The sequence below is a fragment of the Streptomyces sp. NBC_01515 genome (assembly GCF_045040345.1).
Taxonomy (GTDB): domain Bacteria; phylum Actinomycetota; class Actinomycetes; order Streptomycetales; family Streptomycetaceae; genus Streptomyces.
Genome location: NZ_CP109416.1, coordinates 4670540 through 4695668, shown reverse-complemented (window position 1 = coordinate 4695668; position 25129 = coordinate 4670540). Strand labels below are relative to the sequence as shown.

Sequence of the window (25129 nt, the reverse complement as noted above, 5' to 3'; positions counted from 1 at the left end):
GATCGGCGGCCTCTGAAGCGCGTCACTGACGGGACTCGGTGACGCATCCGCCGCTAGGGGGCCGCCGACCTCACCACTTAAGGAGTGGGCGTCGTGACCGCGGAGACCTCCCAGACGCTCGACCGGGGACTGCGCGTCCTCAAACTGCTGGCCGATACGGACCACGGGCTGACCGTCACCGAACTGTCCAACAAACTGGGCGTCAACCGGACCGTCGTGTACCGGTTGCTGGCCACCCTCGAACAGCACGCACTCGTACGCCGTGATCTCGGCGGCCGGGCCCGCGTCGGGCTCGGGGTGCTGCGGCTCGGCCGCCAGGTGCATCCCCTCGTACGGGAGGCAGCGCTCCCCGCGCTGCGTTCGCTGGCCGAGGACATCGGGGCGACCGCTCACCTCACCCTGGTCGACGGGGCGGACGCCCTCGCCGTCGCGGTGGTCGAGCCGACCTGGACCGACTACCACGTGGCCTACCGCGCCGGCTTCCGCCATCCCCTGGACAGGGGAGCCGCGGGCCGCGCGATCCTCGCCGCCCGGCACCAGGCCGCGGACGAACCCGGATACACCCTGACGCACGGCGAGTTGGAGGCCGGCGCGAGCGGTGCCGCGGCTCCGCTGCTGGGCGTCACGGGGGTCGAGGGCAGCGTCGGCGTCGTGATGCTGGCCGACGCGGTGCCCGAGCGGGTCGGACCACGGGTCGTCGACGCGGCGCGCGAGGTCGCGGAAGCGTTGCGCTGAGGCGCGTGAGGCTTGAGGTGCATGGGGCCTGAGGCGTATGAGGCCTGAGGTCGTTCACGGGCATGGGGTCGTTTACAGGCATGGGGTGACCGGCGCCCGGCCGAAAGTGGCCGTCGCGTTAGATTGATCCCGTGCTCCTCTCTCGCCTCACGCGCCCCCAGGCCGTAGCCGTCTGCGCCCTGCCCGTCGTGGCACTGCTCGCCACGGCGGGCTTCGCGCCGCTGCCGTTCTCGCTGGCGCAGCCCGGTCTGACCGCGAACGTGCTCGGCGCGAACAAGGGCACCCCGGTGATCACGATCTCCGGGGCGCCGGTGCGCACGACGAGCGGTCAGTTGCGCATGACGACGATCGAGGCGACCGGGCCCGATCAACGTGTGTCGTTGAGCGATGTGATCGACAGCTGGTTCCGTACCGATCGAGCGGTCATGCCGCGTGACTCGGTCTACCCGAGCGGCAACAGCGTCAAGGAGATCGAGCGGCACAACACGGAGCAGATGCAGGAGTCGCAGGACGACGCGACCACCGCCGCGCTCAACTACCTGAACCTCAGCGACAAGAAGGTCAAGGTCACCCTCACGCTGGCGGACGTCGGCGGCCCCAGCGCGGGCCTGCTGTTCACCCTGGGCATCATCGACAAGCTGAACGGCGACGGCAGCGGCGGCGACCTGACCGGCGGTCGCACCATCGCCGGTACGGGGACGATCGGCACCGACGGCACGGTCGGCGCGGTCGGGGGAGTGGCCCTCAAGACCCAGGCCGCGCGACGTGACGGCGCGACGGTGTTCCTGGTCCCGAAGGCCGAGTGCTCGGACGCCAAGTCCGAACTGCCCAAGGGGCTACGACTCGTCGCGGTGACCTCGCTGAAGGGCGCGGTGTCTGCGCTGGAGGCGCTGGAGACGGGTAAGGGGTCCGTGCCTGGCTGTTAGGCGAGCGCCGGCTTCGTACCGCCGGGGGTGGCGGCCAGTCGCAGACCCAGTTCTACGAGGGTCCAGCCGAGGCGGGTGCGGAGTTCGCGGGGGTGCCTGGCCCGGGCGGCGAGGCGATGGGCCGCGGCCTCGGCCTGGAGTTCGGCGGCGCGGGCGTGGTGCAACTGGAGGTGGGTTTCCGGGTGCATCGGGGTCTGCCTCGTCTCACTCTGATTCGGTCGGGAAGGCGTGCAGGTGGAAGCGCACCTGTTCTGCTTCGGGCGCGTTCTCGTCCTCATAGCTTTCGAGCAACTCGTGCATTTTTCCGACGAGTTCACGGGTGCGCTCGGGTGTCAGCCGCACGGTCCAGTCGCTCATGTCGGTCGAGTGGGACCACTTGGGCAGCCAGTCCTCGCGGGTGCCGACCCAGGTCGACAGTTCACGGGCGTGGGTGGTCGCCACCTCGTGCAGGAAGGTGTCGGCCGCGCCACGCACCGCCGGGTCGGCGTCGATGAGCAGGTTCTCGTCGAATCCGATGCCCTGCTCGACCGCCTGCCACCAGCGCTCGCGCCCCTTGCCGCGCTCCGGGGCGTCTTCGACGAACCCGTGCGTGGCCAGCTGGCGGAGGTGGTAGCTGGTCGCCCCGCTGGACTCGCCCAGCCGCTCGGCGAGCATCGACGCGGTGGCCGGTCCGGACCGTCGCAGCGCGTTCAGCAACTGCATCCGCAGCGGATGGGCGATCCCGCGCAGCGAACGGGCGTCGAGATTGCGGTACTTGGACGGTTCGGGCTCGTACATGAGTACAAAGATAGCGTTGCAAAGGACCAGTTGCAACGGGTTCTTTGCAACCGATCCTTTGGAACTCGCCCCCCGGCGGCCCTACTTGACCAACCCCTCCGCCTTCATCCAGTCCAACGCCACCTGATGCGGATCCTCCCCGTCGACATCCACCTTCGCGTTCAGCGTCCGCGCCACCGTGTTGTTCAGCTTCTTCGTCACGGGGTCCAGGACCCTCGCGATCGCCGGCCACTTCTTCAACGCCTTCGTGTTGATCTCGGGCGCCGCGTTGTAGTTGGGGAAGAACTTCTTGTCGTCGGCCATCACCGCGAGGTTCATGGACTTGATGCGGCCGTCGGTGGTGAAGACCTCGCCGTACGTGCAACTCCCCTTCTTCACCTGGGTGTAGATGATCCCGGTGTCCATCTGCGTGATGTTCTTCGCGGGGAGGTTCATGCCGTACGCCTTCTCCATGCCCGGCATCCCGTCCGCGCGGTTGGCGAACTCGCTCTCCACGCACACCGTCACCGCGCCCGGGTCCTTCTTCGCCAGCGCGGCCACCTCGGAGAGCGTCTTCGTGCCGTACTTCTTGAAGTTGGCCTGGTTCATCGCGAGCGCGTAGGTGTTGTTCAGGGCGGAGGGAGGCAGCCAGGTGATGCCGTTCTTCAGGTCCGCGTCCCGTACCGCCTGCCACTGCTTCATCGGGTCGGTGATCGGCTTGCTGTTGCCGAGGTAGGTGATCCACGCGGTGCCGGTGTACTCGTACATCCCGTCCGCGTCACCGGACTTGACGGCCTCCCGCGCTCCGATCGAACCCTGGATGCCGGTCCGGTCGAGGACGTCCGCGCCGGCCGCCTCGAAGGCGATGCCCATCATCGCGCCGAGGATGAGCTGCTCGGTGAACTCCTTTGACGTGACGGTGAGATGGGCGCCCTTGAGGGGCTCGCCCCTGCCGACCGTGCCGGGGCTGACGTCGTCGACCATCGGGGAACCGCTGGTCAGTCCGCAGCCGGAGACGACGACCAGCGTCCCGGCCAGCAGCAGACAGGTGCGCCTCATGAGCCCGCCTCCAATCCCCTTGGCCGCAGCAGGAGTTCGGCCAGGGAGGCCAGCCAGTCCACGAGCAGGGCGAGACTGACCGTGAGGATCGAGCCGAGGACCAGGACCGGCATGCGCTGGGTGGTGATGCCGGTGGTGATCAGGACGCCCAGGCCGCCGCCCCCGCCGAAGGTCGCCAGGGTGGCCGTACCGACGTTGAGGACCAGGGCGGTTCGGACACCGGCCAGGATCAGCGGGACGGCGAGCGGCAGCTCCACCTTTGCCAGGACGCCGAGTTGGGACATGCCGATGCCTCGGGCCGCTTCGAGGAGGGTGGGGTCGTTGGCCTTCAGGCCCGCGATGGTGTTGGACAGGACCGGCAGGACGGCGTAGATGATGATGCCGATCAGGGCCGCCTTCTCGCCGGTGCCGAGCCAGATCACCAGGAGGGCCAACAGGCCGATCGCCGGGGTGGCCTGGCCCATGTTGGCGAAGGTCATCGCCACCGGGGCGGCCTTGCGGAACGCCCTCCGGGTCAGCAGGATGCCCAGCGGGATCGCGATGATCAGCACGAAGAACGTGGAGATCACGGTCAGTTGGACGTGCTGCCAAAGAGCCTTGGACACCTGGCCGTTGGAGATCGCGTTCTCCGAAATGGCGTCCAGGTGGGCCTGGTTGAACCACAGCCAGGTCGCCAGCAGGATCGCCACCAGCGCGGCGGGCAGGAACGTCAGCTTCTGCCAGGTGATCCGGCGTTTGGCCGGGGTCGCGGGCGGCGGGGCCTCGACTTCCGTCTCCTCTTCCAGCTCGGGAGTGGTCACGCCTTCTCCTCCCCGCCGGCGCCTTCCTGCTCGGCGTGCGTCTGGAGGGCCCGGGCCTCCTCCAGCTCGTGCCGGCCCTCCATCGCCTCCAGCCGGTCGGCCTCCAGGAGTTCGTGCACGGAGTTCATCAGCGTCTCCATGTCGACGACGCCGGTGTACTCGCCGCGCCGCCCGGTGACCGCGACCCGCCCCGCGTTGTCCGTGAGCACCGCCTCCAGCGCGTCCCGGAGCGTCGCGTCCCGCGTCACCGTGTCGCTGACCAGCGTGCCCGCCCGGGCGAGCGACCCCTTGGCGCGCATCATGTCGCCGCGCCGCAGCCACTTGTAGGGCCGGCCCCGCTTGTCGAGGAGGAGGATCTCGTTGGTGCCGCTGTCCCGGAGCTTGTCGAAGATGGTCTGGAGCGGGTCGTCGACGGTGACCGTCGGGTAGTCGGTGATCTCCACGTCCCGTACGCGGGTCAGGTTCAGCCGCTTCAGGGCCGCCCCGGCGCCCACGAACCCGGACACGAAGTCGTCCGCCGGGTTGGTGAGGATCGCCTCCGGGGTGTCGAACTGCGCGATGTGCGAGCGTTCGCGCAACACCGCGATCCGGTCGCCCAGTTTGATCGCCTCGTCGAAGTCGTGGGTGACGAAGACGATCGTCTTGTGCAGTTCGTGCTGGAGCCTGATCAACTCGTCCTGGAGGTGATCGCGGGTGATCGGGTCGACCGCGCCGAACGGTTCGTCCATCAGCAGCACCGGCGGATCCGCCGCCAACGCCCGCGCCACGCCAACGCGTTGCTGCTGACCGCCGGAGAGCTGGCGCGGATAGCGGCCCTGGAACTCGCCGGCGTCAAGACCGACCAGGTCGAGCATCTCCTCCACCCGGTTCCTGATCCGGGACTTGGACCAGCCGATCATCTTCGGCACGAGCGCGATGTTCTGGGCGACGGTCATGTGCGGGAAGAGACCGCTCGACTGGATCGCGTAGCCGACCTTGCGGCGCAGCTTCACCGGGTCGATGTCGGTGACGTCCTCGCCACCGATGCGGATCCGGCCGCCGGTCGGTTCGATCAGCCGGTTGATCATCTTGAGCGTCGTGGACTTCCCGCAGCCGGACGGCCCCACGAAGACGACGAGTTCACCCGCCTTGATCTCCATGTTGACGCTCTCGACGGCCGGGTCGGCGCTGCCCGGATACCGCTTGGTCAGGTTCTCCAGCTCGATGGAGGCACCGGAGGTCGCGGTCGCCGGCTCGGACGCGGACCGTTCGGATGCGGACCGCTCGGACGCGGATGGCTCAGGCACGGATCCCCCTGGGAATGGTCAGCCGTCCGAGAAGGACGTACGCGGCGTCGAACAGCAGCGCCAGGACGATGATCCCGAGCGTGCCCGCGAGCACCTGGTTGAGGGCGTTCTTGCTGCCCAGCGACCCGATCCCGCGGAAGATCTCGTTGCCGAGGCCGGGCCCGGAGGCGTACGCCGCGATGGCCGCGATGCCCATCAGCATCTGGGTGGAGACCCGGATTCCGGTCAGGATCGGCGGCCAGGCCAACGGCAGTTCGACCCGCAGGAGCCGCGCGAGCCGGGACATCCCGATGCCCTTCGCCGCGTCCACGAGGGACGGGTCGACCCCGCGCAGGCCCACGATCGAGTTCCGGACGATCGGCAGCAGGCCGTACAGGGTCAGAGCGATCACCGTGGGCGGAACGCCCAGCCCGACGATCGGAATGAGCAGACCGATCATGGCGAGCGACGGAATGGTCAAAATGGTCGACGTGGCCGTGGTGGCGAGGTTGCCCGCCCACTCGCTCCGATATGTGACGACCCCGATCACCACACCGATCAGCGTGGCCACGACCATGCACTGGAAGACCGCGCTGGCGTGCTGGTAGGCGTCGGTGAGCAGCTGCTGGTGCCGGTTGCCCACGTACTCCCAGAAGCTCACATGCCCACACCCCTACGTCGGCCAGGTCGTCCCTTCCGGGTCTTCCGCCGCCTGTTTCACCAGCGGGATGATCCGCAGCGGAACGGGGTTCTCCATGACGATGGCGGTGGCGGCCCGGACAATGCCATCAAAACCGACAACCCGGTCGATGACCCGCTGGAGATCGGCGTTCGACCGGGCCACGAGCCGGCACAGCATGTCCCCGCTGCCGGTGGTGGTGTGCAGTTCGAGTACCTCGGGGACGGTCGCCAAGTGCGCCCGGACGTCCGGGCCTTGCCCCTGCCGGATCTCCAGCGTCGCGAACGCCGTGACCGGGTAGCCGAGCGCCGCCGGATCGACCTGCGGGCCGAATCCCCGGATGACGCCATTCGACTGAAGCCGGTCCAGCCGCGCCTGCACCGTCCCGCGGGCCACCCCCAGCCGCCGGGACATCTCCAGCACCCCGATCCGCGGTTCCTCCGCCAGCAGCACGATGATCCGGCCGTCGAGACGATCGATGCCCATGGTGTCCGCCTCCGAGGATGGTCATCCTGTACAGAAAGCCCGCCGAAACGGTCGTACCACTGAACAAGATGCCCAGCGAATACGCGAACTATTGCGCACCTTGCGGAGGAGCGGGAGCCTTCGCCCATGACCCAGACCACTCACCACACCCCCGACACCGCCCGGCAGGCCGACCCCTTCCCGGTGAAGGGAATGGACGCGGTCGTCTTCGCCGTGGGCAACGCCAAGCAGGCGGCGCACTACTACTCCACGGCCTTCGGCATGACGCTGGTCGCCTACTCCGGGCCGGAGAACGGCAGCCGCGAGACCGCCTCGTACGTGCTCACCAACGGCTCCGCCCGCTTCGTCCTCACCTCCGTCATCAAGCCCGCCACCCCCTGGGGCGAGTTCCTCACCCGGCACGTCGCCGAGCACGGCGACGGCGTCGTCGACCTCGCCATCGAGGTGCCGGACGCGCGCGCCGCGTACGCCTACGCCGTCGAGCACGGCGCCCGCTCCCTCGCCGAGCCGTACGAGCTGAAGGACGAGAACGGCTCGGTCGTCCTCGCCGCCATCGCCACCTACGGCGAGACCCGCCACACGCTCGTCGAGCGCACGGGCTACGACGGCCCGTACCTCCCCGGCTTCGCCCCCGCCGAACCGCTCGTCGCGGCCCCCGCCCACCGCACCTTCCAGGCGATCGACCACTGCGTCGGCAACGTCGAGCTCGGCCACATGAACGAGTGGGTCGGCTTCTACAACAAGGTCATGGGCTTCACGAACATGAAGGAGTTCGTGGGCGACGACATCGCGACCGAGTACAGCGCGCTGATGTCGAAGGTCGTCGCCGACGGCACGCTGAAGGTCAAGTTCCCGATCAACGAGCCCGCCGTCGCGAAGAAGAAGTCGCAGATCGACGAGTACCTGGAGTTCTACGGCGGCGCGGGCGTCCAGCACATCGCGCTCAACACCAACGACATCGTGCAGACCGTACGGACGATGCGCGCGGCCGGAGTGAAGTTCCTCGACACCCCCGACTCCTACTACGACACCCTCGGCGAGTGGGTCGGCGACACCCGCGTCCCCGTCGACACCCTGCGCGAGCTGAAGATCCTCGCCGACCGCGACGAGGACGGATACCTTCTCCAGATCTTCACCAAGCCGGTCCAGGACCGGCCTACGGTGTTCTTCGAACTCATCGAGCGACACGGCTCGATGGGCTTCGGCAAGGGCAACTTCAAGGCGCTGTTCGAGGCGATCGAGCGGGAGCAGGAGAAGCGGGGCAACCTGTAACGCACGGGTCCCGCAAGGGACTTGGGAGGACCGTGGCCGTCGCGCCGATCGACCTGTCCGCACCGGCGCTGCGCTGGCTGTGGCAGAAGGGCACCTTGCACGAGCCCACGGTCCTCCAGTCGTTCGCCCTCGACGAGGTCCACCAGCGCCTGTACGTCCTCCAGTTGAGAACCGGCGGCGCCGACACCGGCAACCTCTGCCTCAACCAGCTCGACTACACGGGCAGGGCGCTCGGCCACATGCACCTCCAGGGCTTCGGGCACGGCGTCAGCATGGGCGTGCAGAACACCGCCGACGGCGACGTCTGGATCTGGACCGAGGCCGCCGCGAAGACCGGTTCGGGCGGTGCCTACGGCCAGGCCGTCACCCGCTTCCACTTCGCCGACGGCGCCACCCGCACCTCCGCCGACGTCGCCGTCCGCAAGCCGATCGCGAACTCCACCAACAACCAGCCCACGGTCTGCATGACGTCGAAGCGCCTGGCGATCCGCTACCGCATCGCCAACCAACCCCGTTACAGGGTCTGGGACTTGGACGCCTTCGTAGCCCGCGACTACGCCACTCCGCTGGCCGACATAGCCCAGACCGGCGCCCACCCGAACCCGGCGATCCCGTTCCAGGGCTACGCCCTCGACGGCGACTACCTCTACCAACTCGCCGGAACCGCCTACGACTCCACCACCAACCCGCCCGCGAAACACGGCAACGCCTACGTCTCCTGCCTCGACATCCGCACCGGCGAACTCGTCCAGCAGTCCCGCACGGAGGCCGCCTACACCCTCACCTACCGCGAACCTGAGGGCCTCGCCGTCCGCACCAAGCCCCGCACCCGCCTGTGCGTCGGCTTCGCGTCCGGGGAGGCGGGGGCACGGAAGTTCTCCCTCTGCCACAAGCCGTAGCGGCCAGGCGGGTCCGGTGGCGAAGTCGGCCGCACCGGTCATCCGCGACGCGCTCAACTCGTCTTCTCCTGCGGCTCCTTGTCCGTCGGCAGGGGCTCGTTGGGCGGCTCGCCCAGCGTCGCCAGCGCCGCCTGCGCCAGCGGCACCCGCAGCGGTGAGAAGTACGGGTTGATCTGCAACGCCTCCTGGAGATGCCGTCGCGCGGACGCGAACTTCTCCAACTCCTTCTCGATCATGCCCCGGTGGAACGCGTACAGCGCGTCCCGCACCCCGCCCCCGTGCACCTTGTCCGTCGCCGCCGACGCGAACTTCAGCGCCTCCTCGTCCTGCCCGGCCCGGTGCAGCGCCCACCCCAGCGCGTCGGCCACCGGGATGCCCGGCTGCCGCGTCCACTCGGCCCGCAGCCGCCGTACGGCGTCCTGGGCGTCGCCGTGGTCCGCCTCGAACACGCCGAGGACCAGCTCGTCGTCGACCCCCGCCGCCGCGTCCTTGGCGGCGAGGGCGCGCAGGGTGTCGTACTGGACGCGGGCGGCCTGCGTGAGTCCGAGCGACTCGTACAACTCGCCCAGTTCCAGGGCGTATTGGGGGGTCGGCTGCTTGGCGAGGGCGACCTGGTACGCGTTCAGGGCCTCCGAGGTGCGGCCCAGCGCCGCCAGCGCGCGCCCCTCACCCGCGAGCGCCTCCCGCTGGTCCGGGTCGAGCCGTACGGCCGCCTCGAAGTGCCGTAGCGCGACCTCACGGTCCCCGCGTTCCCAGGCCAGCTCGCCGGCGCGCTGCAGCCAGGCGGCCTGCTCCGCCGGGGCGGTGGCCTTCGCCGCCGCGTCGGCGAGCTGGGCGGCGGCGTCCTCGCGCCAGCCCCGGTCGCGGTAGACGGCGGCGGCCCGCGCCATCACGGCCGGGCCGGTGTGCAGCTCCAGCAGCTTTTCGAGGGTGCGCTGAGTCGCCTTGTAGTCGCCGAGGCCGGTGTACGCGTCGATCAGCAGCGGATACGTCGTCCACCGCCTCGGCGCCGCCTTCACCGCGGCCTCGCCCCAGGTGCGCGCCGCGCGGAAGTCCCGCCGTTCGTTGGCGAGGGCGGCCAGGCCGTCCATCGCGACGGCGCTCGCGTCGTTGCCCTTCGCGCGCACCTTCAGCGAGGTACGGAGAGCCTCCTCGGCCTTCGGGTAGTACAGGGTGTCCCCGGTCCGCCGCCCCTGCTCCACATAGGCCGAGCCGAGCACCGCCCACGATCGAGCGTCCCTCGGATGGACCCGTACCCGCGTCTCGCGGTCGCCGATCAGCGCGGCCAGGTCGGGCAGCGCGGCCGGTACCCCCGCGGTGACCGCGCTCAGCGCCTGCGCCTTGGGTCCCGGCGCGGGCGGCGGCGCCGGACGCGGCTCCTCGGGCAGCAGCCACAGCAGCCCGCCGACCACGGCACACCCGGCGACCGCGGCGATCAGCAGCCGGCGCGGAACGGGGGAGCGGCGCCTGGGCGCCTCCGCCACCAGGGACGTACCGGGGCCCCGCTGTTCGTTCTCCATGGCGCTCACTGTGCGTCAGTACGACGACCACCTCCCGGCACCCAAAGCCGCGCGCGGACGGGGTTCACACCGATGGCCGCGAGTGCGACGCTGTGATCATGAGCCGTATCGAAGCGCCTCGCGACCAGGACACCGGGACCCTCGTCGACCGGCTGCTGGCCGGGCTGCCCGCCGAGGCCGTCCTGACCGACCCGGACGTCACGGCCTCGTACGCCAACGACATGGCGAGCTTCTGCCCGTCCGGCACCCCCGCCGTCGTCGTGCTGCCGCGCATGGTCGAACAGGTCCAGCACGTCATGCGCGTCGCCACCGAACTGCGTCTCCCGGTCGTCCCGCAGGGCGCCCGCACGGGCCTGTCCGGCGCGGCCAACGCCTCCGAGGGCTGCATCGTGCTGTCCCTCGTCAAGATGGACCGCATCCTGGAGATCAGCCCGGTCGACCGCATCGCGGTCGTCGAGCCCGGCGTCATCAACGCGACCCTCTCCCGCGCGGTCAACGAGCACGGCCTCTACTACCCGCCGGATCCCTCCAGTTGGGAGATGTGCACGATCGGCGGCAACATCGGCACCGCGTCCGGCGGGCTGTGCTGCGTGAAGTACGGGGTGACGGCCGAGTACGTCCTCGGCCTGGACGTCGTCCTCGCCGACGGGCGGCTGATGAGCACCGGCCGGCGTACGGCCAAGGGCGTCGCTGGGTACGACCTGACCCGGCTGTTCGTCGGCTCGGAGGGCTCGCTCGGGATCGTCGTCAAGGCGACCCTGGCGCTGAAGCCACAGCCGCCCCAACAGCTCGTGCTGGCCGCCGAGTTCGGGTCCGCGGCGGCCGCGTGCGACGCCGTGTGCCGGATCATGGCGGGCGGGCACGTGCCGTCCCTCCTCGAACTGATGGACCGTACGACCGTCAAGGCCGTCAACGACCTGGCCCACATGGGACTGCCGGAGAGCACCGAGGCGCTGCTGCTCGCCGCCTTCGACACGCTGGACCCGGCCGCCGACCTGGCCGCCGTAGGAGCCCTGTGCGAGGCGGCCGGAGCCACGCAGGTGGTGCCCGCCGAGGACGCGGCCGAGTCCGAACTGCTGCTCCAGGCGCGGCGGTTGTCGCTCACGGCGCTGGAGGCGGTCAAGGGCACGACGATGATCGACGACGTGTGCGTGCCCCGGTCCCGGCTCGGCGAGATGCTCGAAGGGGTGGAACGGATCGGTGAGAAGTACCGGTTGACGATCGGCGTCTGCGCGCACGCCGGTGACGGCAACACGCACCCCACCGTCTGCTTCGACGCGCAGGACGCCGACGAGTCCCGGCGCGCCCGCGAGTCCTTCGACGAGATCATGGCCCTCGGCCTGGAGCTCGGCGGCACCATCACCGGCGAACACGGCGTCGGCGTCCTGAAGAAGGAGTGGCTGGCCCGCGAGATCGGCCCGGTGGGCGTCGAGATGCAGCGGGCGGTCAAGGCGACCTTCGACCCGCTGGGGATCCTCAACCCCGGCAAGCTGTTCTGACGGCGGGCGCCGGGCACCCCTTCCCGACAGAATGTGACACTTGGGGGGTCGAGTGTCACATTTCCTGAACTCACTCCCCGTCCCGCGACTCGTCCGACGGCCACGGGTCGCGCAGCCACAGATCGTCGGCCGGGGTCGGTGCGAGCAGCTCGGCCAGGCCGGCGTCGATGCCGAGCTGCTCGGCCTCAGAGCCCGGAGGGACCACCCGGAGGGTGCGCTCCAGCCACGCCGACACCTGCGCCGACGGGGCCTCCAGCAGGGCGTCCCCGTCGGGTGAACTCAGCGCCATCAGGACGACACTGCGCCGCTCCACCTTCGTCGGCCACACCCGCACGTCCCCGTGCCCACATGGCCGGAACACGCCCTCGACGAGGAGTTCGCGGGCGAACGTCCAGTGCACGGGGTGCTCGGAGTTGATGTGGAAGGAGATGTGGACGGCGTACGGGTCGTCGGTGCGGTAGCTCAGCCGGGCCGGGACCGGAATGCTGCGCTCCGGCGACAGGATGAGTTTGAGCTCCAACTCCCGCTCTACGACTGTGTGCATGACGTGTGTCTCCTCTCGCTGACTGGGCCCCGCGGTGGGCCCGTACGAGTGGAGAGGGCGTGCGGGCGGAAGCATTACGCGAGTTCGGGCATCTTTTTTTTCCGTGGTGCGTCACGAAGGCTTCGCGGGGCTTCGGGGCGTGTGGACTCCGTGCACGAGGTTGCCCGGAAAGGGGTGGGTCCGGCGGGACGGGCAGTGGTGGTCGCACGGGTCTGGTAGATGTGGACACCCCCATTTGACCTCCGAGCAGATACGGGACGACGGACATGAGCGCCCCAACGCCGGCACCCGGTGACGACAGGCCCCGCGAGGGGTACTACCCGGACCCGTCCATTCCTGGCTATGTCCGGTACTGGAACGGCGCGGCCTGGGTGCCCGGCACCAGCCGCCCGGCGCCGTCGGACGGCCTGCCGCCGGGCGCGCCGGGTGCGTCCGTCGAGGAGACCGGGCCGCACTTCTTCGACGAGGACCCGGCACCGGACCACCAGGTGAGCCCGGCTCGGGCCCAGCACGGCAGCCGCCCCGAACCGGCGGCGGCCTGGGGCGCGGACCGCGCCCACCAGAGCGGCTTCGGCGGCGACCAGGACCGCCGCGTCTCCTGGGGCTCCCCGGACCCGAGAACGCCCGCGGACCCGAGAGTCCCCGCAGCCACCCCGGACGGCTCGGCGCCGATCCCCCCGGAGGACCCGCCCAACCCCGGCACCTTCGTCTTCCGCCGCCCGACCACCGGGGGAGGAGACACCCCGTCGACCCCGCGCACCCCCCAACAAGGCGGGGCGCCGGGGGCGCACGCCGGGGGCGCGGGCGCCGGGACCGCCTTCGGCGGCCAGAGCTCGACCGGAGCAGGTCCGGCCGGCCCCGGCACGGGCACCGCTGGCTACGGCCCTCAGGGCGCGGCAGGGTCCGGCGCGGTCGGCGGCCATGACGCGCAGAGACCGGCAGGCTCCGGGGCGGGCGCCGCTGGCTACGGCCCACAGGGTGCGGCAGGGTCCGGCGCGGTCGGCGGCCATGACGCGCAGGGACCGGCAGGCTCCGGCGCGGGCGCCGCTGGCTACGGCCCACAGGGTGCGGCAGGGCCTGGTGCGGTCGGCGGCTATGACGCGCAGAGACCGGCGGGCTCCGGGGCGGGTGTTGGTGACTACGGCCCTCAGGGTGCGGCAGGGTCCGGTGCGGTCGGCGGCTATGACGCGCAGAGACCGGCAGGTTCCGGGGCGGGCGCCGCTGGCTACGGCCCTCAGGGTGCGGCAGGGTCTGGTGCGGTCGGCGGCTATGACTTGCAGGGGCCGGCGGGTTCCGGGGCGGGTGTTGGTGGTTTCGGCCCGCAGGGCTCGGCCCGGTCCGGCTCCGCAGCCCGGTCCGGCTCCGCAGCCCGGTCCGGCTCCGCGGCCGGGGTCGGCCCCGGTGGTTCCGGTGTGCAGGGGCCCGTAGGCACCGGCTCAGCCGGCGGCGGCTTCGGCTCCGACGGCCCTGCCGGGAACGCCCCCTCCAACACCCCCTCAGCCGACCCCTCCGGCCCCGGCTTCGGTGCCGGTAAGGCGGCCGTCGCCCGTGCCGCGCAGGCTCAGGCGGGCCAGGCGGGTGCCGGCTCCGGGGCAGCCTCCTCCGCCGCGCCCTCTTCCGCCTCTACGGCCCTCTCCGGGCCCCAGCAGGCCGCCCCCGGTGTCCCTCAGCAGTCCGGCCCGGCGCAGCCGCAGGGTGCGGGCGTAGGCGCGCCCATGGCTGCCGGGCCCGGTGGCGGGCAGCCGTCCTGGGCGCAGCAGGTGCATCGGCTGGCCGGGGACGAGGACGGGCCGGTGGCGCCCTGGAAGCCGCCTGTGGAGGACGTGTTCCAGGCAGCGGCCCGGCGGCAGTCGGCGGCCCGGCCCGCGGGGCTCGGGAAGCGACTGGTCGCGCGGCTGATCGACACCGTCGTGCTCGGCGCGGTCACCGCCGCGGCCGCCGTACCGCTGGGCACCAAGGCCGTGGACCACCTCGACGAGAAGATCGACGCGGCCAAGCTCTCCGGCCGTACCGAGACGGTCTGGCTGCTGGACGGCACGACGGCCGCCTACCTGGGGATCGTCCTCGCCGTGCTCCTCCTCTTCGGTGTCCTCTACGAGGCGTTGCCCACCGCCAAGTGGGGCCGCACCCTGGGCAAGAAGCTCTGCGGTATCGAGGTCCGCGGGATCGAGAGCCACGAGCCGCCCGGCTTCGGCGGGGCGCTGCGCCGCTGGCTCGTCTACAGCGTCCCGGGGCTGCTCGGCATCGGGATCGTCGGCGTCGCCTGGTGCCTGTTCGACCGGCCCTGGCACCAGTGCTGGCACGACAAGGCAGCACATACGTTCGTAGCGGCATAGAGGCATACGGCATCCGGGGTACCTGATTCCGTACCCCGGACGGCCGCTCGCCGGATGCGGAGGCGGGCGGTTCGCGGTCGACTCGGCCCATGAGCACCGAACCGCCTCCGGGCTCCGGCCAGCAGCCGCCGGAAGACGACCCGTTCAGGAAGCAGCCCCCTCCTGGCCAGGGATCGGGCTCACCGTACGACCAGTCCTACGGGAACCAGCCCCCGCAGCCTCCTCCGTACGGCGGCGGCGGTGGCGGTGGCGGCGACCCCTACGGCGGCGGCTCCTACCCCACCGACCCTCTCGCCGGCATGCCCCCGCTCGCCGACAGCGGCCGGCGCACGCTCGCCCGGATCATCGACCTGATCCTCGTCGGCATCGTCGTCTGGCTGCTCACCTGGGCCTTCGGCGTCCACGAGTACGACGTCGGCTCCAACGGCGCGTCGTACGCCAAGTCGCTCGGCCAGTCGCTCGTCGCGGCCGTGCTCTACATCGGCTACGACACCGTGATGATGGCCAAGTCCGGTCAGACGCTGGGCAAGAAGTGGCTGGGCCTGCGCGTGGCCAACCTCGACAACGGGTCGACGCCCTCCGTGCAGACCAACCTGATCCGCGCGGCGGTGCTGTGGATCCCGTTCGCGTTCTGCTGCGCCTGCATCTGGACGGCGATCTGCGGCGGCTGGAGCTTCTTCGACAAGCCGTACAAGCAGGGTCTGCACGACAAGGCGGCCAAGACCGTGGTGGTCAGCACGCGGTGAGGCGGGCGCACACAGCGATCGGCGGGTCCGTGGTCAACGGGCCCGCCGATTCGCGTAGTCGAGCTTGAGGCTGCGCTTCGCCTTGTGCTTGGTCTAGGGAGTGCTCCGCTCCCGTACCGGCTCCGCGGACGACACGGCGGCGGCGGACACGGTCTCCCGCCGTACCGACACCGGCACCCGCTGCCGCTGCGGAACGGCCGGAGCCGCGGTCTGGGGGGCGGCCTGGGCCACTGTCCGGGCACGGGTCTTCGGCTGCGGCACCGTCAGGGAGACGAGCACCCCGAGGGCGAGTGCCGCGCAGGCGATGACCGCGATGCCCAGACCCGAGTTCGTCTGTGACAGCAGCAGCATGGCGAGCGTCGAGAAGATCACGGTGAACGAACCGTAGGCGAACTGTGCGGCGGTCGGACGAGGCATGGCAATCGAGTCCTCGTTAGGCGATGGAGGGGAGGCTGTGAAAGGGGGGTGCGACAAGGATGTCGGCCTGGCTTTCCGCCGGTTCCGGACGTTCCGCCAGTCGACTCTATTCGCCTGCATGCCCGAGTGGAACGTGCAGTAAGCATGACCTAACACACGGCTCCGGTGCATGGGGGGCGCACGGAGTCATACCGTCCACCAAGTGGACGGATGCACGCGCCTGTTGAGTGATCCACGAGTCGGCCGTGCGCGTCCGTAAAGCGGACCCCGGCTTCGCATAGTGCACTTGTCCTGCTCAAGTCAAGGTCTGTCTTTTCCCGTAAACCTCTAGTCAAATAACGTCACTTGACTATCACGCGGACACCGCGCGCGGACCTTCCATGACTTCCAGGACCCCCCTTCCGCGCGGTCGGGTGCGCAGGGGAGGACCTCAAGTGACCAGCAGACCCTGGACGTTCAGAGCGGCCGCGGTGGGCGTCGCCCTCGCGGCGGCCACCGCCACGTTCTCTACGTTCGCCGTGGCGGAGGCCGGTACCGCGGCCAAGTCCGCCAGTGTGAACCGGCACGATCCGGCACCGGTCGCACAGAAGGAGCACGACCTCGACGGCCCGCTGAGCAAGACGCAGGACGCGCAGCACCAAGAGGCCCTGAATCAGGTCATATCCGGGAAGGCGTCGGTCAAGGACCGCAACGGCTCGAAGGTCGTCCAGCTCAAGAGCAAGGGCGGCAAGAGCAAGTACGTCGAGCTGGGCCGCGAGAAGACCGACAAGATCTTCACGATCCTGGTCGAGTTCGGCGACCAGGTCGACAGCCGCTACGGCGGCACCGTCGGCCCGCTGCACAACCAGATAGCCGCGCCCGACCGGGCGAAGGACAACTCGACGGCCTGGCAGGCGGATTACAACCAGGCGCACTTCCAGGACCTCTACTTCGGCACCGGCAAGAAGACCGAGTCGCTCAAGAAGTACTACGAGAAGCAGTCCTCGGGCCGCTACTCGGTCGACGGCGAGGTCACCGACTGGGTCAAGGTCCCCTACAACGAGGCCCGTTACGGCTCCAACAAGGCCTCCACCGGCGCCTGGTACGCGGTGCAGGACGGCGTCAACGCCTGGGTCGCCCAGCGCGAGGCCGCAGGTGACACGGCCGCCGAGATCAAGACGGAGCTGGCCCAGTTCGACCAGTGGGACCGCTACGACTACGACGGCGACGGCAACTTCAACGAGCCCGACGGCTACATCGACCACTTCCAGATCGTGCACGCCGGTGAGGACGAGTCCGCCGGCGGCGGCGCGCAGGGCGAGGACGCGATCTGGGCCCACCGCTGGTACGCCTTCGGCACCGACGCCGGCTCCACCGGCCCGGCCACCAACAAGCTCGGCGGCACCCAGGTCGGCGACACCGGCGTCTGGGTCGGCGACTACACCATCCAGCCGGAGAACGGCGGACTCGGCGTCTACGCCCACGAGTACGGCCACGACCTCGGCCTGCCCGACGAGTACGACACCGCGGGCGGCGAGAACTCCACCGGCTTCTGGACGCTGATGTCGTCCGGCTCCTGGCTCGGCACCGGCAAGGAGGCGATCGGCGACCTGCCCGGCGACATGAACGCCTGGGACAAGCTCCAACTGGGCTGGCTGGACTACGACATCGCCAAGGCCGGCACCAAGTCGAAGCACACGCTGGGCGTCGCGGAGTACAACACCAAGAACCCCCAGGCGCTCGTGGTGCAGTTGCCCGAGAAGGCGGTCACCACCGAGGTCATCGCCCCGGCGCAGGGCGCCACGCAGTGGTGGAGCGGCAGCGGCAACAGCCTGAGCAACACCCTTTCCCGGACAGTGGACTTGACCGGGAAGACGTCCGCCGCACTCACCCTCGACGGCTGGTACGACGCCGAGGCCGACTACGACTACCTCTACACCGAGGTGTCCACCAACGGCGGCACGAGCTGGACCCCGATCGACGGCACCCTCGCCGACGGCTCCGCCATCCCGCGTGACGGCAGCGGCAACCCGGCCCTCACCGGCACGGCGGCCGCGTACCAGAAGCTGACGTACCCGCTGGACGCCTACGCGGGCCAGAAGATCGACGTCCGCTTCCGCTACCAGACGGACAGCGGGGTGGCGCAGAAGGGCTTCACGGCCGACGAGATCACCGTGACCGCCGACGGCACCGCCCTCTTCTCCGACAACGCCGAGACGGCCGACCCCGCGTGGACGGCCAAGGGCTTCACCCGCATCGGCTCGTCCTTCACGGACGACTACGCGCAGTACTACATCGCCGAGAACCGTCAATACGTGTCGTACGACAAGGTGTTGAAGGTCGGCCCGTACAACTTCGGCTTCTCGACGACCCGTCCGGACTGGGTGGAGCACTACGCCTACCAGAACGGCCTGTTGATCTGGAAGTGGGACACCTCGCAGGCGGACGACAACACCAGCGAGCACGCCGGTGAGGGTCTGATCCTGCCGATCGACTCCCACCCGACGCAGCTGAAGTGGTCCAACGGCACCCTGATGCGCAACCGCGTGCAGGCCTACGACTCGCCGTTCGGCCTGGACCGCACGGACTCGATGACGCTGCACAACGCGGACGTCGCGACGAAGATCAAGTCGCAGCCCGGCGTTCCCGTCTTCGACGACGGGAAGTCGACCTACTACGACACGTCGAACCCGACGGCCGGTGTCAAGATCACTGACACCAACACCCGGATCAAGATCGTCAAGGAGTCGCACGACGGCTCGACGGTGAGCCTCCAGGTCGGCCCTTCGGCGAAGTAGCCGGTAAAAGCGCAGGTCAGAAACGTATCGGCGGTGACCCCCTGGCGGGTCGCCGCCGATCCGTGTTTAGGTGCGTCCTGTGCTTGGCTTATTGACACCGACTTCGACCTCGACCCGCCAGGGGGTGTGACCGCATTGTCCGCAGGAGGTTTCTGCAGGCTGCCGACCGGCAGCGTGGTGGTGGCGTTGAACCTGCCCAGACCCAGCGCCCAGGGTGACGGCTGCGTCCGCGTTCTCGTCCACGCACGCAACCGCGCCCGGGCTCTGACCCGGCTCCGCAACCTCGGGATGCGGGCCGTCTACCTGCGCGGCAACGCGGAGCCGCCGACCCCGGACGAGATCACGGCCGTCCTGCACCACCCCGACGGCCTGATATGGCGCACGGCCCCGGCCCCTGACAACGCTGTCGTGATCCCGGGACCGGAGCGGGCACAGGAGCTGTGGCATCCGATCCGGGCGCTGCTCCGGAGGCCTACGGCCTCGGCGTAACGCTCCGCGGAAGGGGCGGTGTTCTGTCTGCCGGCCCGGTGGGGGCTGAGCGCGCAGTTCCCCGCGCCCCTTCCGGGGCGCGCGGCTGTTTCGGCGCGTAGCTTGGCGCCCTCGCTGCGGCACGCCCCGAAGGGGCTGCCTTCAAGGGGCGCGGGGAACTGCGCGACCAGCCCCCACCGGCCCGCAGACAACGGACCAGCCCCACCGGCCCCGCAGACACCGCACCGCCCCCGACAGGCGCCCCCCGCCGATCGCCCCCATCCTGGGATGGCTCGGGGCACCCTAGACCGCTGCGGAGGCCCGTTCGTGGCTACCGTCCTGTATCGCCTGGGGCGTCTGGCCTTTCGCCGGCGCTGGTATGTGACCGTCCTCTGGGTCGTGATCCTCGCGGCACTCGGCTTCGCCTCCAGCAAGGCGGCCGACGCCCCCGCCACCACCTTCTCCACCCCGGGCGTCGAGTCCCAGCGGGCCTTCGACCTGATCCAGGAGCGCTTCCCCGGCGTGCAGGCGGACGGCGCCGTGGCCCGTGTGGTGTTCGTCGCACCCGATGGGCGGAAGATCACCACCGGCACGGACCGCGCGGCCGTCGTCAGACTCGTCGACGAGGTCTCCGGCGGACCGCAGGTCGCCAGCGCCGTGAACCCCTTCCAGGCGGGCGCGGTCAGCAAGAACGCGACGACCGCGTACTCGACGATCACCTACACGGTGCAGGCCAACGACCTCACCGACACCGCCAAGAACAACCTCAGAAACGCGGCGCAACAGGCCCGCGCCGCCGGCCTCACCGTCGAGATCGGCGGCACCGCGCTCGCCGCACAGCCCGCCGCGGGCGGCGTCGGCGAGGTCATCGGCGTCGGCATCGCCGCCGTAGTGCTGCTGATCACCTTCGGATCGCTGGCCGCCGCCGGGCTCCCGCTGCTGACCGCGCTCCTGGGCGTGGCCATCTCGATGACCGCGATCACCACCCTGGCCGGCACCCTCGGCCTCTCCGACACGACCGGCACCCTCGCCACGATGCTGGGCCTGGCCTGCGGGATCGACTACGCGGTGTTCGTCGTCTTCCGCTACCGCGAGGAACGCGCCAACGGCCACACCACCGAGGAAGCGGCGGGCCTGGCCGTGGGCACGGCCGGTTCGGCGGTCGTGTTCGCCGGCCTCACGGTCGTCATCGCACTCGCCGGCCTCTCCGTCGTGGGCATCCCGCTCCTCACCAAGATGGGCCTCTGCGCGGCCGCGGCGGTCGCCCTCGCCGTGCTCATCGCGCTGACCCTCGTCCCGGCCCTGCTCGGCTTCTGGCCGCGTGCCGTCCTCTCCCGCCGCTACAAGACCACCGGCCGCCGCATCCAGGGCGTGGCCGGCAACATGGGCAGCCGCTGGGCCGGGTTCGTGCTGCGCCACCCCTGGCCGGTGCTGTTCGGCACGGTCGCCGGCCTGGTGGTCCTCGCGCTCCCCGTGCTGGGCCTGCAACTGGGCCAGTCCGGCGACGAGGCCAAGTCCACCGCGACCACCGAACGCCGGGCCTACGACGACCTGGCCAAGGCGTTCGGCCCCGGCTTCAACGGCCCGCTGACGGTTGTGGTGGACCTCACGAAGGCCCCCGCCCCCAAGGCCGCGGCGGCCACGGTGGAGCGGCGGATCTCGGCGGTGCCGGGCGTGGTCTCCGTGACGCCGGTCCGCTTCAACTCGGCTGGAAACACCGCCCTGTTCACCGCCGTACCGGCGAACGCGCCCACCAGTCAGAAGACCGTCGACCTCGTCCACACCATCCGCGACGACCGCTCCGCGATAGAGACGGCGGCCCCCGGCGCGACCTTCGAGGTCACCGGCACCACCGCCCTCAACATCGACGTCGCCCAGAAGGTCAGCGGCGCCCTGGTCCCGTACCTGATCGTGGTCGTGGGCCTGGCGGTACTGCTCCTGCTCCTGGTGTTCCGCTCGATCGTAATCCCGATCAAGGCGGCCGTAGGCTTCCTGCTCTCGGTGCTGGCCGCCCTCGGCTGCGTGGTCGCGGTCTTCCAATGGGGCTGGGGCGCAAGCCTGTTGGGCGTGGAGACCACCGGCCCGATCATGAGCCTGATGCCGATCTTCCTGGTGGGCATCGTCTTCGGCCTGGCCATGGACTACGAGGTCTTCCTCGTCTCCCGCATCCGCGAGGCCTACGTCCACGGCAGCGCGGCCCACGCCTCGATCGCGACCGGGTTCCGCTACAGCGCCCGCGTCGTCACGGCCGCCGCCCTCATCATGATCTCGGTCTTCGCGGGTTTCATCACCGCCGGCGACTCCATGATCAAGATGATCGGCTTCGGCCTCGCGATCGCCGTCCTCTTCGACGCGTTCGTAGTCCGCATGGCCTTCGTACCGGCCGTCCTCGCGCTCCTGGGCGACCGCATCTCCTGGCTACCGGGCTGGCTGGACCGCCTCCTGCCCAACGTCGACATCGAGGGCGAGAGCCTGAGCCGCCAACACCCGGCAACGGAGCCGGTCGAAACCCCGCGAGCCGAGGCACCCCTTTAGCTGGAGCGCCCTTTTAGGGGCGCGGGGAACTGCGCGACCAGCCCCCACCGGCCCGCGGACAAAAAGCGGCTAGACGACCGGCTTCCCCGTCAACTCCACCCCGGCTGAACGCAGTTCCTCCAACGCCCGATCGGTGGACTCCTTCGCCACCCCAGCCGTCAGATCAAGCAACACCTGCGTACGAAACCCCTCCCGCACGGCATCCAACGCGGTCGCCTTCACACAGTGATCGGTCGCGATCCCAACGACATCCACCTCGTCGATCTCCCGCGCCCGCAACCACTCCCCGAGCGAAACCCCGTTCTCGTCCCGCCCCTCGAACCCGCTGTACGCCGCCGCATACGCCCCCTTGTCGAACACCGCGTCGATCGCCCCGGAGGCGACCGCGGGCGCGAAGTTCGGGTGGAAGCCAACACCCTCCGTGCCCGCGACACAGTGCGCGGGCCAGGAGCGGGCGTAGTCGGGGTTGTCGGCGAAGTGCCCGCCGGGCGCGATGTGGTGGTCGCGGGTGGCCACGACGTGCCGGTAGCCGGCCGGTGCCTGCCCGATCAACTCGGTGACGGCGGCGGCCACATCCGCACCCCCGGCCACCGCGAGACTGCCTCCCTCGCAGAAGTCGTTCTGCACGTCAACGACGATCAAGGCGCGGCGCATGGTGGTGTCCTTCGACGGTGAGTGAACTTCGAGCGTAGAGACTCCGGCGGCACTACGGGAGGGCGTACCCCTGATTTTCGTACGGGTCTTAACCAGCGGGTCCCGACCAGGGGTCTTCATCGGCGGTTCTTAACTACCCGACCGCAGATGCACGTACTCCGTCGGAATCACGGCCTCCCCGCGCGACAACTGGGTCGCAGACAACGGCAGGTTGCCCCGCGCCCCCGCATGCCGGTCCCGTACGACGTCCAGCGGTTCGCGCGCGACGACCTCGCCGCCCTTGACCAGCTCCACCAGCAGCTGCCGGTCGGCCAGTTCGGCCGGGACCGGCCCGGTGCCGATGACCTCGGCCTCCGCGATCCCGTCGTCGTCGACCCGCCGTGCGGCCCACTTGCGCCCGCCGATCGACGTCTTGCCGCCGCTGGACTTCTTCGCGACCGGCACCAGCGGCGCCTTCGGATCGGCGGACTCGGCACGCGCGACCAGCTTGTAGACCATCGAGCAGGTCGGGTGCCCGGACCCGGTCACCAGCTGGGTCCCGACGCCGTACGCGTCCACCGGCGCCGCCGCCAGCGAGGCGATGGCGTACTCGTCCAGGTCGGAGGTCACCACGATCTTCGTGTCGACGGCGCCCAGCTCGTCCAGCTGCTGCCGCACCCGGTGCGCGACGAGCAGCAGGTCGCCCGAGTCGATCCGGACGGCGCCGAGTTCGGGCCCGGCGACCTCAACTGCCGTACGGACGGCCTCGGTCACGTCGTACGTGTCGACGAGCAGCGTGGTGTTGCGGCCCAGCGAGTCCACCTGGGCCTGGAACGCGTCGCGTTCGTTGTCGTGGAGCAGGGTGAAGGCGTGCGCGGAGGTGCCGACGGTCGGGATGCCGTAGCGGAATCCGGCCGCGAGGTCGGAGGTGGTGGCGAAACCGCCGACGTAGGCGGCGCGGGAGGCGGCGACGGCGGCGAGTTCGTGGGTGCGGCGGGCGCCCATCTCGATCAGCGGGCGGTCCCCGGCGGCGGAGGCCATGCGGGAGGCGGCGGCCGCGATCGCGGAGTCGTGGTTGAGGATGGAGAGGATCACCGTCTCCAGGAGCACGCACTCGGCGAACGAGCCCTCGACCCGCATGATCGGCGAGCCCGGGAAGTACACCTCGCCCTCCGGGTAGCCCCAGACGTCACCGCTGAAGCGGTAGGCGGCGAGCCACTCCAGGGTCTCCTCGTTGACGACCTGACGCTCGCGCAGGAAGCCGAGGACGTCCGCGTCGAACCGGAAGTTCTCCACCGCGTCCAGCACGCGCCCGGTGCCCGCGACGACGCCGTAGCGACGCCCCTCGGGCAGCCTCCGGGTGAAGCACTCGAAGACCGAACGCCGGTCGGCCGTCCCCGCCTTGAGGGCGGCCTGCAGCATCGTCAGCTCGTAGTGGTCGGTGAAGAGCGCCGTCGAGGGAACGTCCACCGGCAGCCCAAGGTCCGCTGTGTTCATGACGAGTGATGCTACTCCCATCTCGTCACTCTGACGATTTGTGGGGTCCATTTGTGCGGGGCCCCCCTTGTGGTGGCAGCATGGGCCGTGTGACGTCACCCGCACCCCTGGAGATCGAACGGACCGAGTCGGCGGAGGAGGCTTTCGCCGTACCCGAGCCGGACGTCCCGTGGGTCACGATCGTGCACAACGACCCGGTCAACCTCATGAGCTATGTCGCGTACGTCTTCCAGACGTACTTCGGCTACTCCAAGGACAAGGCCCACAAGCTCATGCTCGACGTCCACCACAAGGGCCGCGCGGTCGTCTCCAGCGGAAGCCGCGAGGAGATGGAACGCGACGTGCAGGCGATGCACGGCTACGGTCTGTGGGCCACCCTTCAGCAGGACCGGAAGTAGCGACCCATCCCGATGCCAGGACACTTCGAACCACTCCGCGGCGGCGGCGCAGCCGTCGCGCTCGACGACGTCGAGATCTCCATCATCCGGTCGCTGGCCGTCCAGCTCTTGGAGCTGATCGGCCCCGGCCCGGGCGAGGACGCCTCCGACGACCCGCTCGCCGAACTCTTCGCCGAGGGCCCGAGCGAACCGCCCGCCGACCCGGTGCTCCGGCGCCTGTTCCCGGACGCGTACACCGACCCGGAGCAGGCCCCCGACTCCCCGCGGGACGCGGAGGAACGGATGGCGCACTCCGCCGAGTTCCGCCGCTTCACCGAGAACGACCTCAGGGCCGGCAAGCGCGAGAACGCCCTCGCGGTGGTCCGCACCCTCGACGCGCTGACCCTCGGGGGCGACGGCGGCGCGATCCTCAAGCTCACCGCCGAGGAGTCCCGGCAGTGGCTCGGCTCGCTCAACGACCTGCGCCTGGCGATCGGTTCACGCCTCGACATCACCGACGAGGACGACACCGACGACCTCTACCGGCTCCCGGACGAGGACCCGCGCAAGCCGATGGTGATGGCGTACCTCTGGCTGGGCGGCCTCCAGGAGACGCTGGTCAACACCCTGATGCGCTGACCGCGACAGCCGCCGTTCCCGTCCCTCGGAGTTCGCTCAGAGGACGCTCAAATCCGAATAACGATCACGTCACCGCGACGGCCGGGAATGCTGGCCGTCGCTCCTTTGTGTCCGCTTCTTCCTGTGGTGTGTGCCACAAATGTCCCCGCCGATCGCGATTCTGACCGTGATAGATCTTCACGACCGCCCGGCGGACGCCACCCATGTCCCGCCGGGTTCGCCATGCGGCCGACGGACCTCGGCCGGGCAGCTCCAAGTCCATGG

Annotated in this window: 24 protein-coding genes; 12 read left to right on the top strand and 12 right to left on the bottom strand. The window is 70.2% G+C overall.

Annotation, left to right across the window (positions count from 1 at the left end):
• Positions 1-93 precede the first annotated feature (93 nt).
• Both OG407_RS20875 and OG407_RS20870 read left to right on the top strand, forming a co-directional pair.
• The gene (locus OG407_RS20875) at positions 94-735 is read left to right on the top strand and encodes an IclR family transcriptional regulator (RefSeq protein WP_033286087.1); all 642 of its coding nucleotides are present in this window, start codon (positions 94-96) and stop codon (positions 733-735) included.
• A 131-nt stretch (positions 736-866) separates the two neighbouring features.
• Positions 867-1661 (top strand): S16 family serine protease, encoded by a 795-nt coding sequence (locus OG407_RS20870; RefSeq protein ID WP_405860115.1) that lies wholly within the window; start codon positions 867-869, stop codon positions 1659-1661.
• On the opposite strand, the gene OG407_RS20865 is transcribed toward OG407_RS20870, so the two are convergent.
• The 7 genes from OG407_RS20865 to OG407_RS20835 all read right to left on the bottom strand — a co-directional run bounded on the left by OG407_RS20865 (position 1658) and on the right by OG407_RS20835 (position 6706).
• A complete protein-coding gene (locus tag OG407_RS20865; RefSeq protein ID WP_405860113.1) occupies positions 1658-1849 on the bottom strand; it encodes a hypothetical protein in 192 nt (63 codons plus the stop codon). The two genes, OG407_RS20870 and OG407_RS20865, sit on opposite strands and share 4 nt — an antisense overlap.
• A gap of 16 nt (positions 1850-1865) precedes the next feature.
• Positions 1866-2438, bottom strand: a complete 573-nt coding sequence (locus OG407_RS20860; protein ID WP_405860111.1) for an ArsR/SmtB family transcription factor — start codon at positions 2436-2438, stop codon at positions 1866-1868.
• A gap of 81 nt (positions 2439-2519) precedes the next feature.
• Positions 2520-3476 (bottom strand): glycine betaine ABC transporter substrate-binding protein, encoded by a 957-nt coding sequence (locus OG407_RS20855; protein WP_405860109.1) that lies wholly within the window; start codon positions 3474-3476, stop codon positions 2520-2522.
• The gene (locus OG407_RS20850) at positions 3473-4276 is read right to left on the bottom strand and encodes an ABC transporter permease (RefSeq protein ID WP_405860107.1); all 804 of its coding nucleotides are present in this window, start codon (positions 4274-4276) and stop codon (positions 3473-3475) included. Before OG407_RS20850 ends, OG407_RS20855 begins: the two co-directional genes overlap by 4 nt.
• A complete protein-coding gene (locus tag OG407_RS20845; protein WP_405860105.1) occupies positions 4273-5562 on the bottom strand; it encodes a betaine/proline/choline family ABC transporter ATP-binding protein in 1290 nt (429 codons plus the stop codon). The genes OG407_RS20850 and OG407_RS20845 overlap by 4 nt, the downstream gene beginning before the upstream one ends.
• Positions 5555-6202, bottom strand: a complete 648-nt coding sequence (locus OG407_RS20840) for an ABC transporter permease (RefSeq protein WP_318016613.1) — start codon at positions 6200-6202, stop codon at positions 5555-5557. The genes OG407_RS20845 and OG407_RS20840 overlap by 8 nt, the downstream gene beginning before the upstream one ends.
• A gap of 12 nt (positions 6203-6214) precedes the next feature.
• A complete protein-coding gene (locus OG407_RS20835; RefSeq protein WP_318016612.1) occupies positions 6215-6706 on the bottom strand; it encodes an Lrp/AsnC family transcriptional regulator in 492 nt (163 codons plus the stop codon).
• Positions 6707-6832: 126 nt separating this feature from the next.
• Between OG407_RS20835 and hppD the strand changes: the two genes are divergently transcribed.
• A complete protein-coding gene (gene hppD, locus OG407_RS20830) occupies positions 6833-7978 on the top strand; it encodes a 4-hydroxyphenylpyruvate dioxygenase (RefSeq protein ID WP_405860102.1) in 1146 nt (381 codons plus the stop codon).
• 32 nt (positions 7979-8010) lie between these two features.
• A complete protein-coding gene (locus OG407_RS20825) occupies positions 8011-8877 on the top strand; it encodes a Teichoic acid biosynthesis protein C (Precursor) (RefSeq protein WP_405860100.1) in 867 nt (288 codons plus the stop codon).
• Positions 8878-8930: 53 nt separating this feature from the next.
• On the opposite strand, the gene OG407_RS20820 is transcribed toward OG407_RS20825, so the two are convergent.
• Positions 8931-10397, bottom strand: a complete 1467-nt coding sequence (locus OG407_RS20820) for a tetratricopeptide repeat protein (RefSeq protein ID WP_405860098.1) — start codon at positions 10395-10397, stop codon at positions 8931-8933.
• Between the two features lie 92 nt (positions 10398-10489).
• Between OG407_RS20820 and OG407_RS20815 the strand changes: the two genes are divergently transcribed.
• The gene (locus tag OG407_RS20815; RefSeq protein ID WP_405860096.1) at positions 10490-11896 is read left to right on the top strand and encodes an FAD-binding oxidoreductase; all 1407 of its coding nucleotides are present in this window, start codon (positions 10490-10492) and stop codon (positions 11894-11896) included.
• Between the two features lie 70 nt (positions 11897-11966).
• On the opposite strand, the gene OG407_RS20810 is transcribed toward OG407_RS20815, so the two are convergent.
• Positions 11967-12440: an SsgA family sporulation/cell division regulator gene (locus OG407_RS20810; protein ID WP_328683000.1), complete on the bottom strand. Its 474-nt coding sequence runs from the start codon at positions 12438-12440 to the stop codon at positions 11967-11969.
• A gap of 266 nt (positions 12441-12706) precedes the next feature.
• Between OG407_RS20810 and OG407_RS20805 the strand changes: the two genes are divergently transcribed.
• The gene (locus OG407_RS20805; protein WP_405860093.1) at positions 12707-14776 is read left to right on the top strand and encodes an RDD family protein; all 2070 of its coding nucleotides are present in this window, start codon (positions 12707-12709) and stop codon (positions 14774-14776) included.
• 89 nt (positions 14777-14865) lie between these two features.
• On the top strand, positions 14866-15522 hold the full coding sequence (locus tag OG407_RS20800) for an RDD family protein (RefSeq protein ID WP_405860091.1): 657 nt from the start codon (positions 14866-14868) through the stop codon (positions 15520-15522).
• Between the two features lie 93 nt (positions 15523-15615).
• Here OG407_RS20800 and OG407_RS20795 read toward each other — a convergent pair whose 3' ends face one another.
• Entirely contained in the window at positions 15616-15939 is a 324-nt protein-coding gene (locus tag OG407_RS20795; RefSeq protein ID WP_403596409.1) for a hypothetical protein, read from the bottom strand.
• 434 nt (positions 15940-16373) lie between these two features.
• Here OG407_RS20795 and OG407_RS20790 point away from each other — a divergent pair, with 434 nt between their 5' ends.
• From OG407_RS20790 to OG407_RS20780, 3 genes are all read left to right on the top strand, one after another.
• Entirely contained in the window at positions 16374-18716 is a 2343-nt protein-coding gene (locus tag OG407_RS20790) for an immune inhibitor A domain-containing protein (protein WP_405860089.1), read from the top strand.
• 135 nt (positions 18717-18851) lie between these two features.
• Positions 18852-19205 (top strand): hypothetical protein, encoded by a 354-nt coding sequence (locus OG407_RS20785; RefSeq protein WP_365308281.1) that lies wholly within the window; start codon positions 18852-18854, stop codon positions 19203-19205.
• Positions 19206-19511: 306 nt separating this feature from the next.
• Positions 19512-21719 (top strand): MMPL family transporter, encoded by a 2208-nt coding sequence (locus OG407_RS20780; RefSeq protein ID WP_405860086.1) that lies wholly within the window; start codon positions 19512-19514, stop codon positions 21717-21719.
• Between the two features lie 69 nt (positions 21720-21788).
• Here the strand turns inward: OG407_RS20780 and OG407_RS20775 are convergent, their stop codons facing one another.
• Positions 21789-22373 (bottom strand): isochorismatase family protein, encoded by a 585-nt coding sequence (locus OG407_RS20775; RefSeq protein ID WP_405860084.1) that lies wholly within the window; start codon positions 22371-22373, stop codon positions 21789-21791.
• A 129-nt stretch (positions 22374-22502) separates the two neighbouring features.
• On the bottom strand, positions 22503-23849 hold the full coding sequence (locus OG407_RS20770; protein ID WP_403596398.1) for a nicotinate phosphoribosyltransferase: 1347 nt from the start codon (positions 23847-23849) through the stop codon (positions 22503-22505).
• 80 nt (positions 23850-23929) lie between these two features.
• Here OG407_RS20770 and clpS point away from each other — a divergent pair, with 80 nt between their 5' ends.
• Both clpS and OG407_RS20760 read left to right on the top strand, forming a co-directional pair.
• Positions 23930-24247, top strand: coding sequence for an ATP-dependent Clp protease adapter ClpS (gene clpS / locus OG407_RS20765; protein WP_327403687.1), 318 nt, complete (start codon positions 23930-23932; stop codon positions 24245-24247).
• A 12-nt stretch (positions 24248-24259) separates the two neighbouring features.
• Entirely contained in the window at positions 24260-24865 is a 606-nt protein-coding gene (locus OG407_RS20760; RefSeq protein WP_405860082.1) for a DUF2017 domain-containing protein, read from the top strand.
• The last annotated feature ends 264 nt before the right edge of the window (positions 24866-25129 follow it).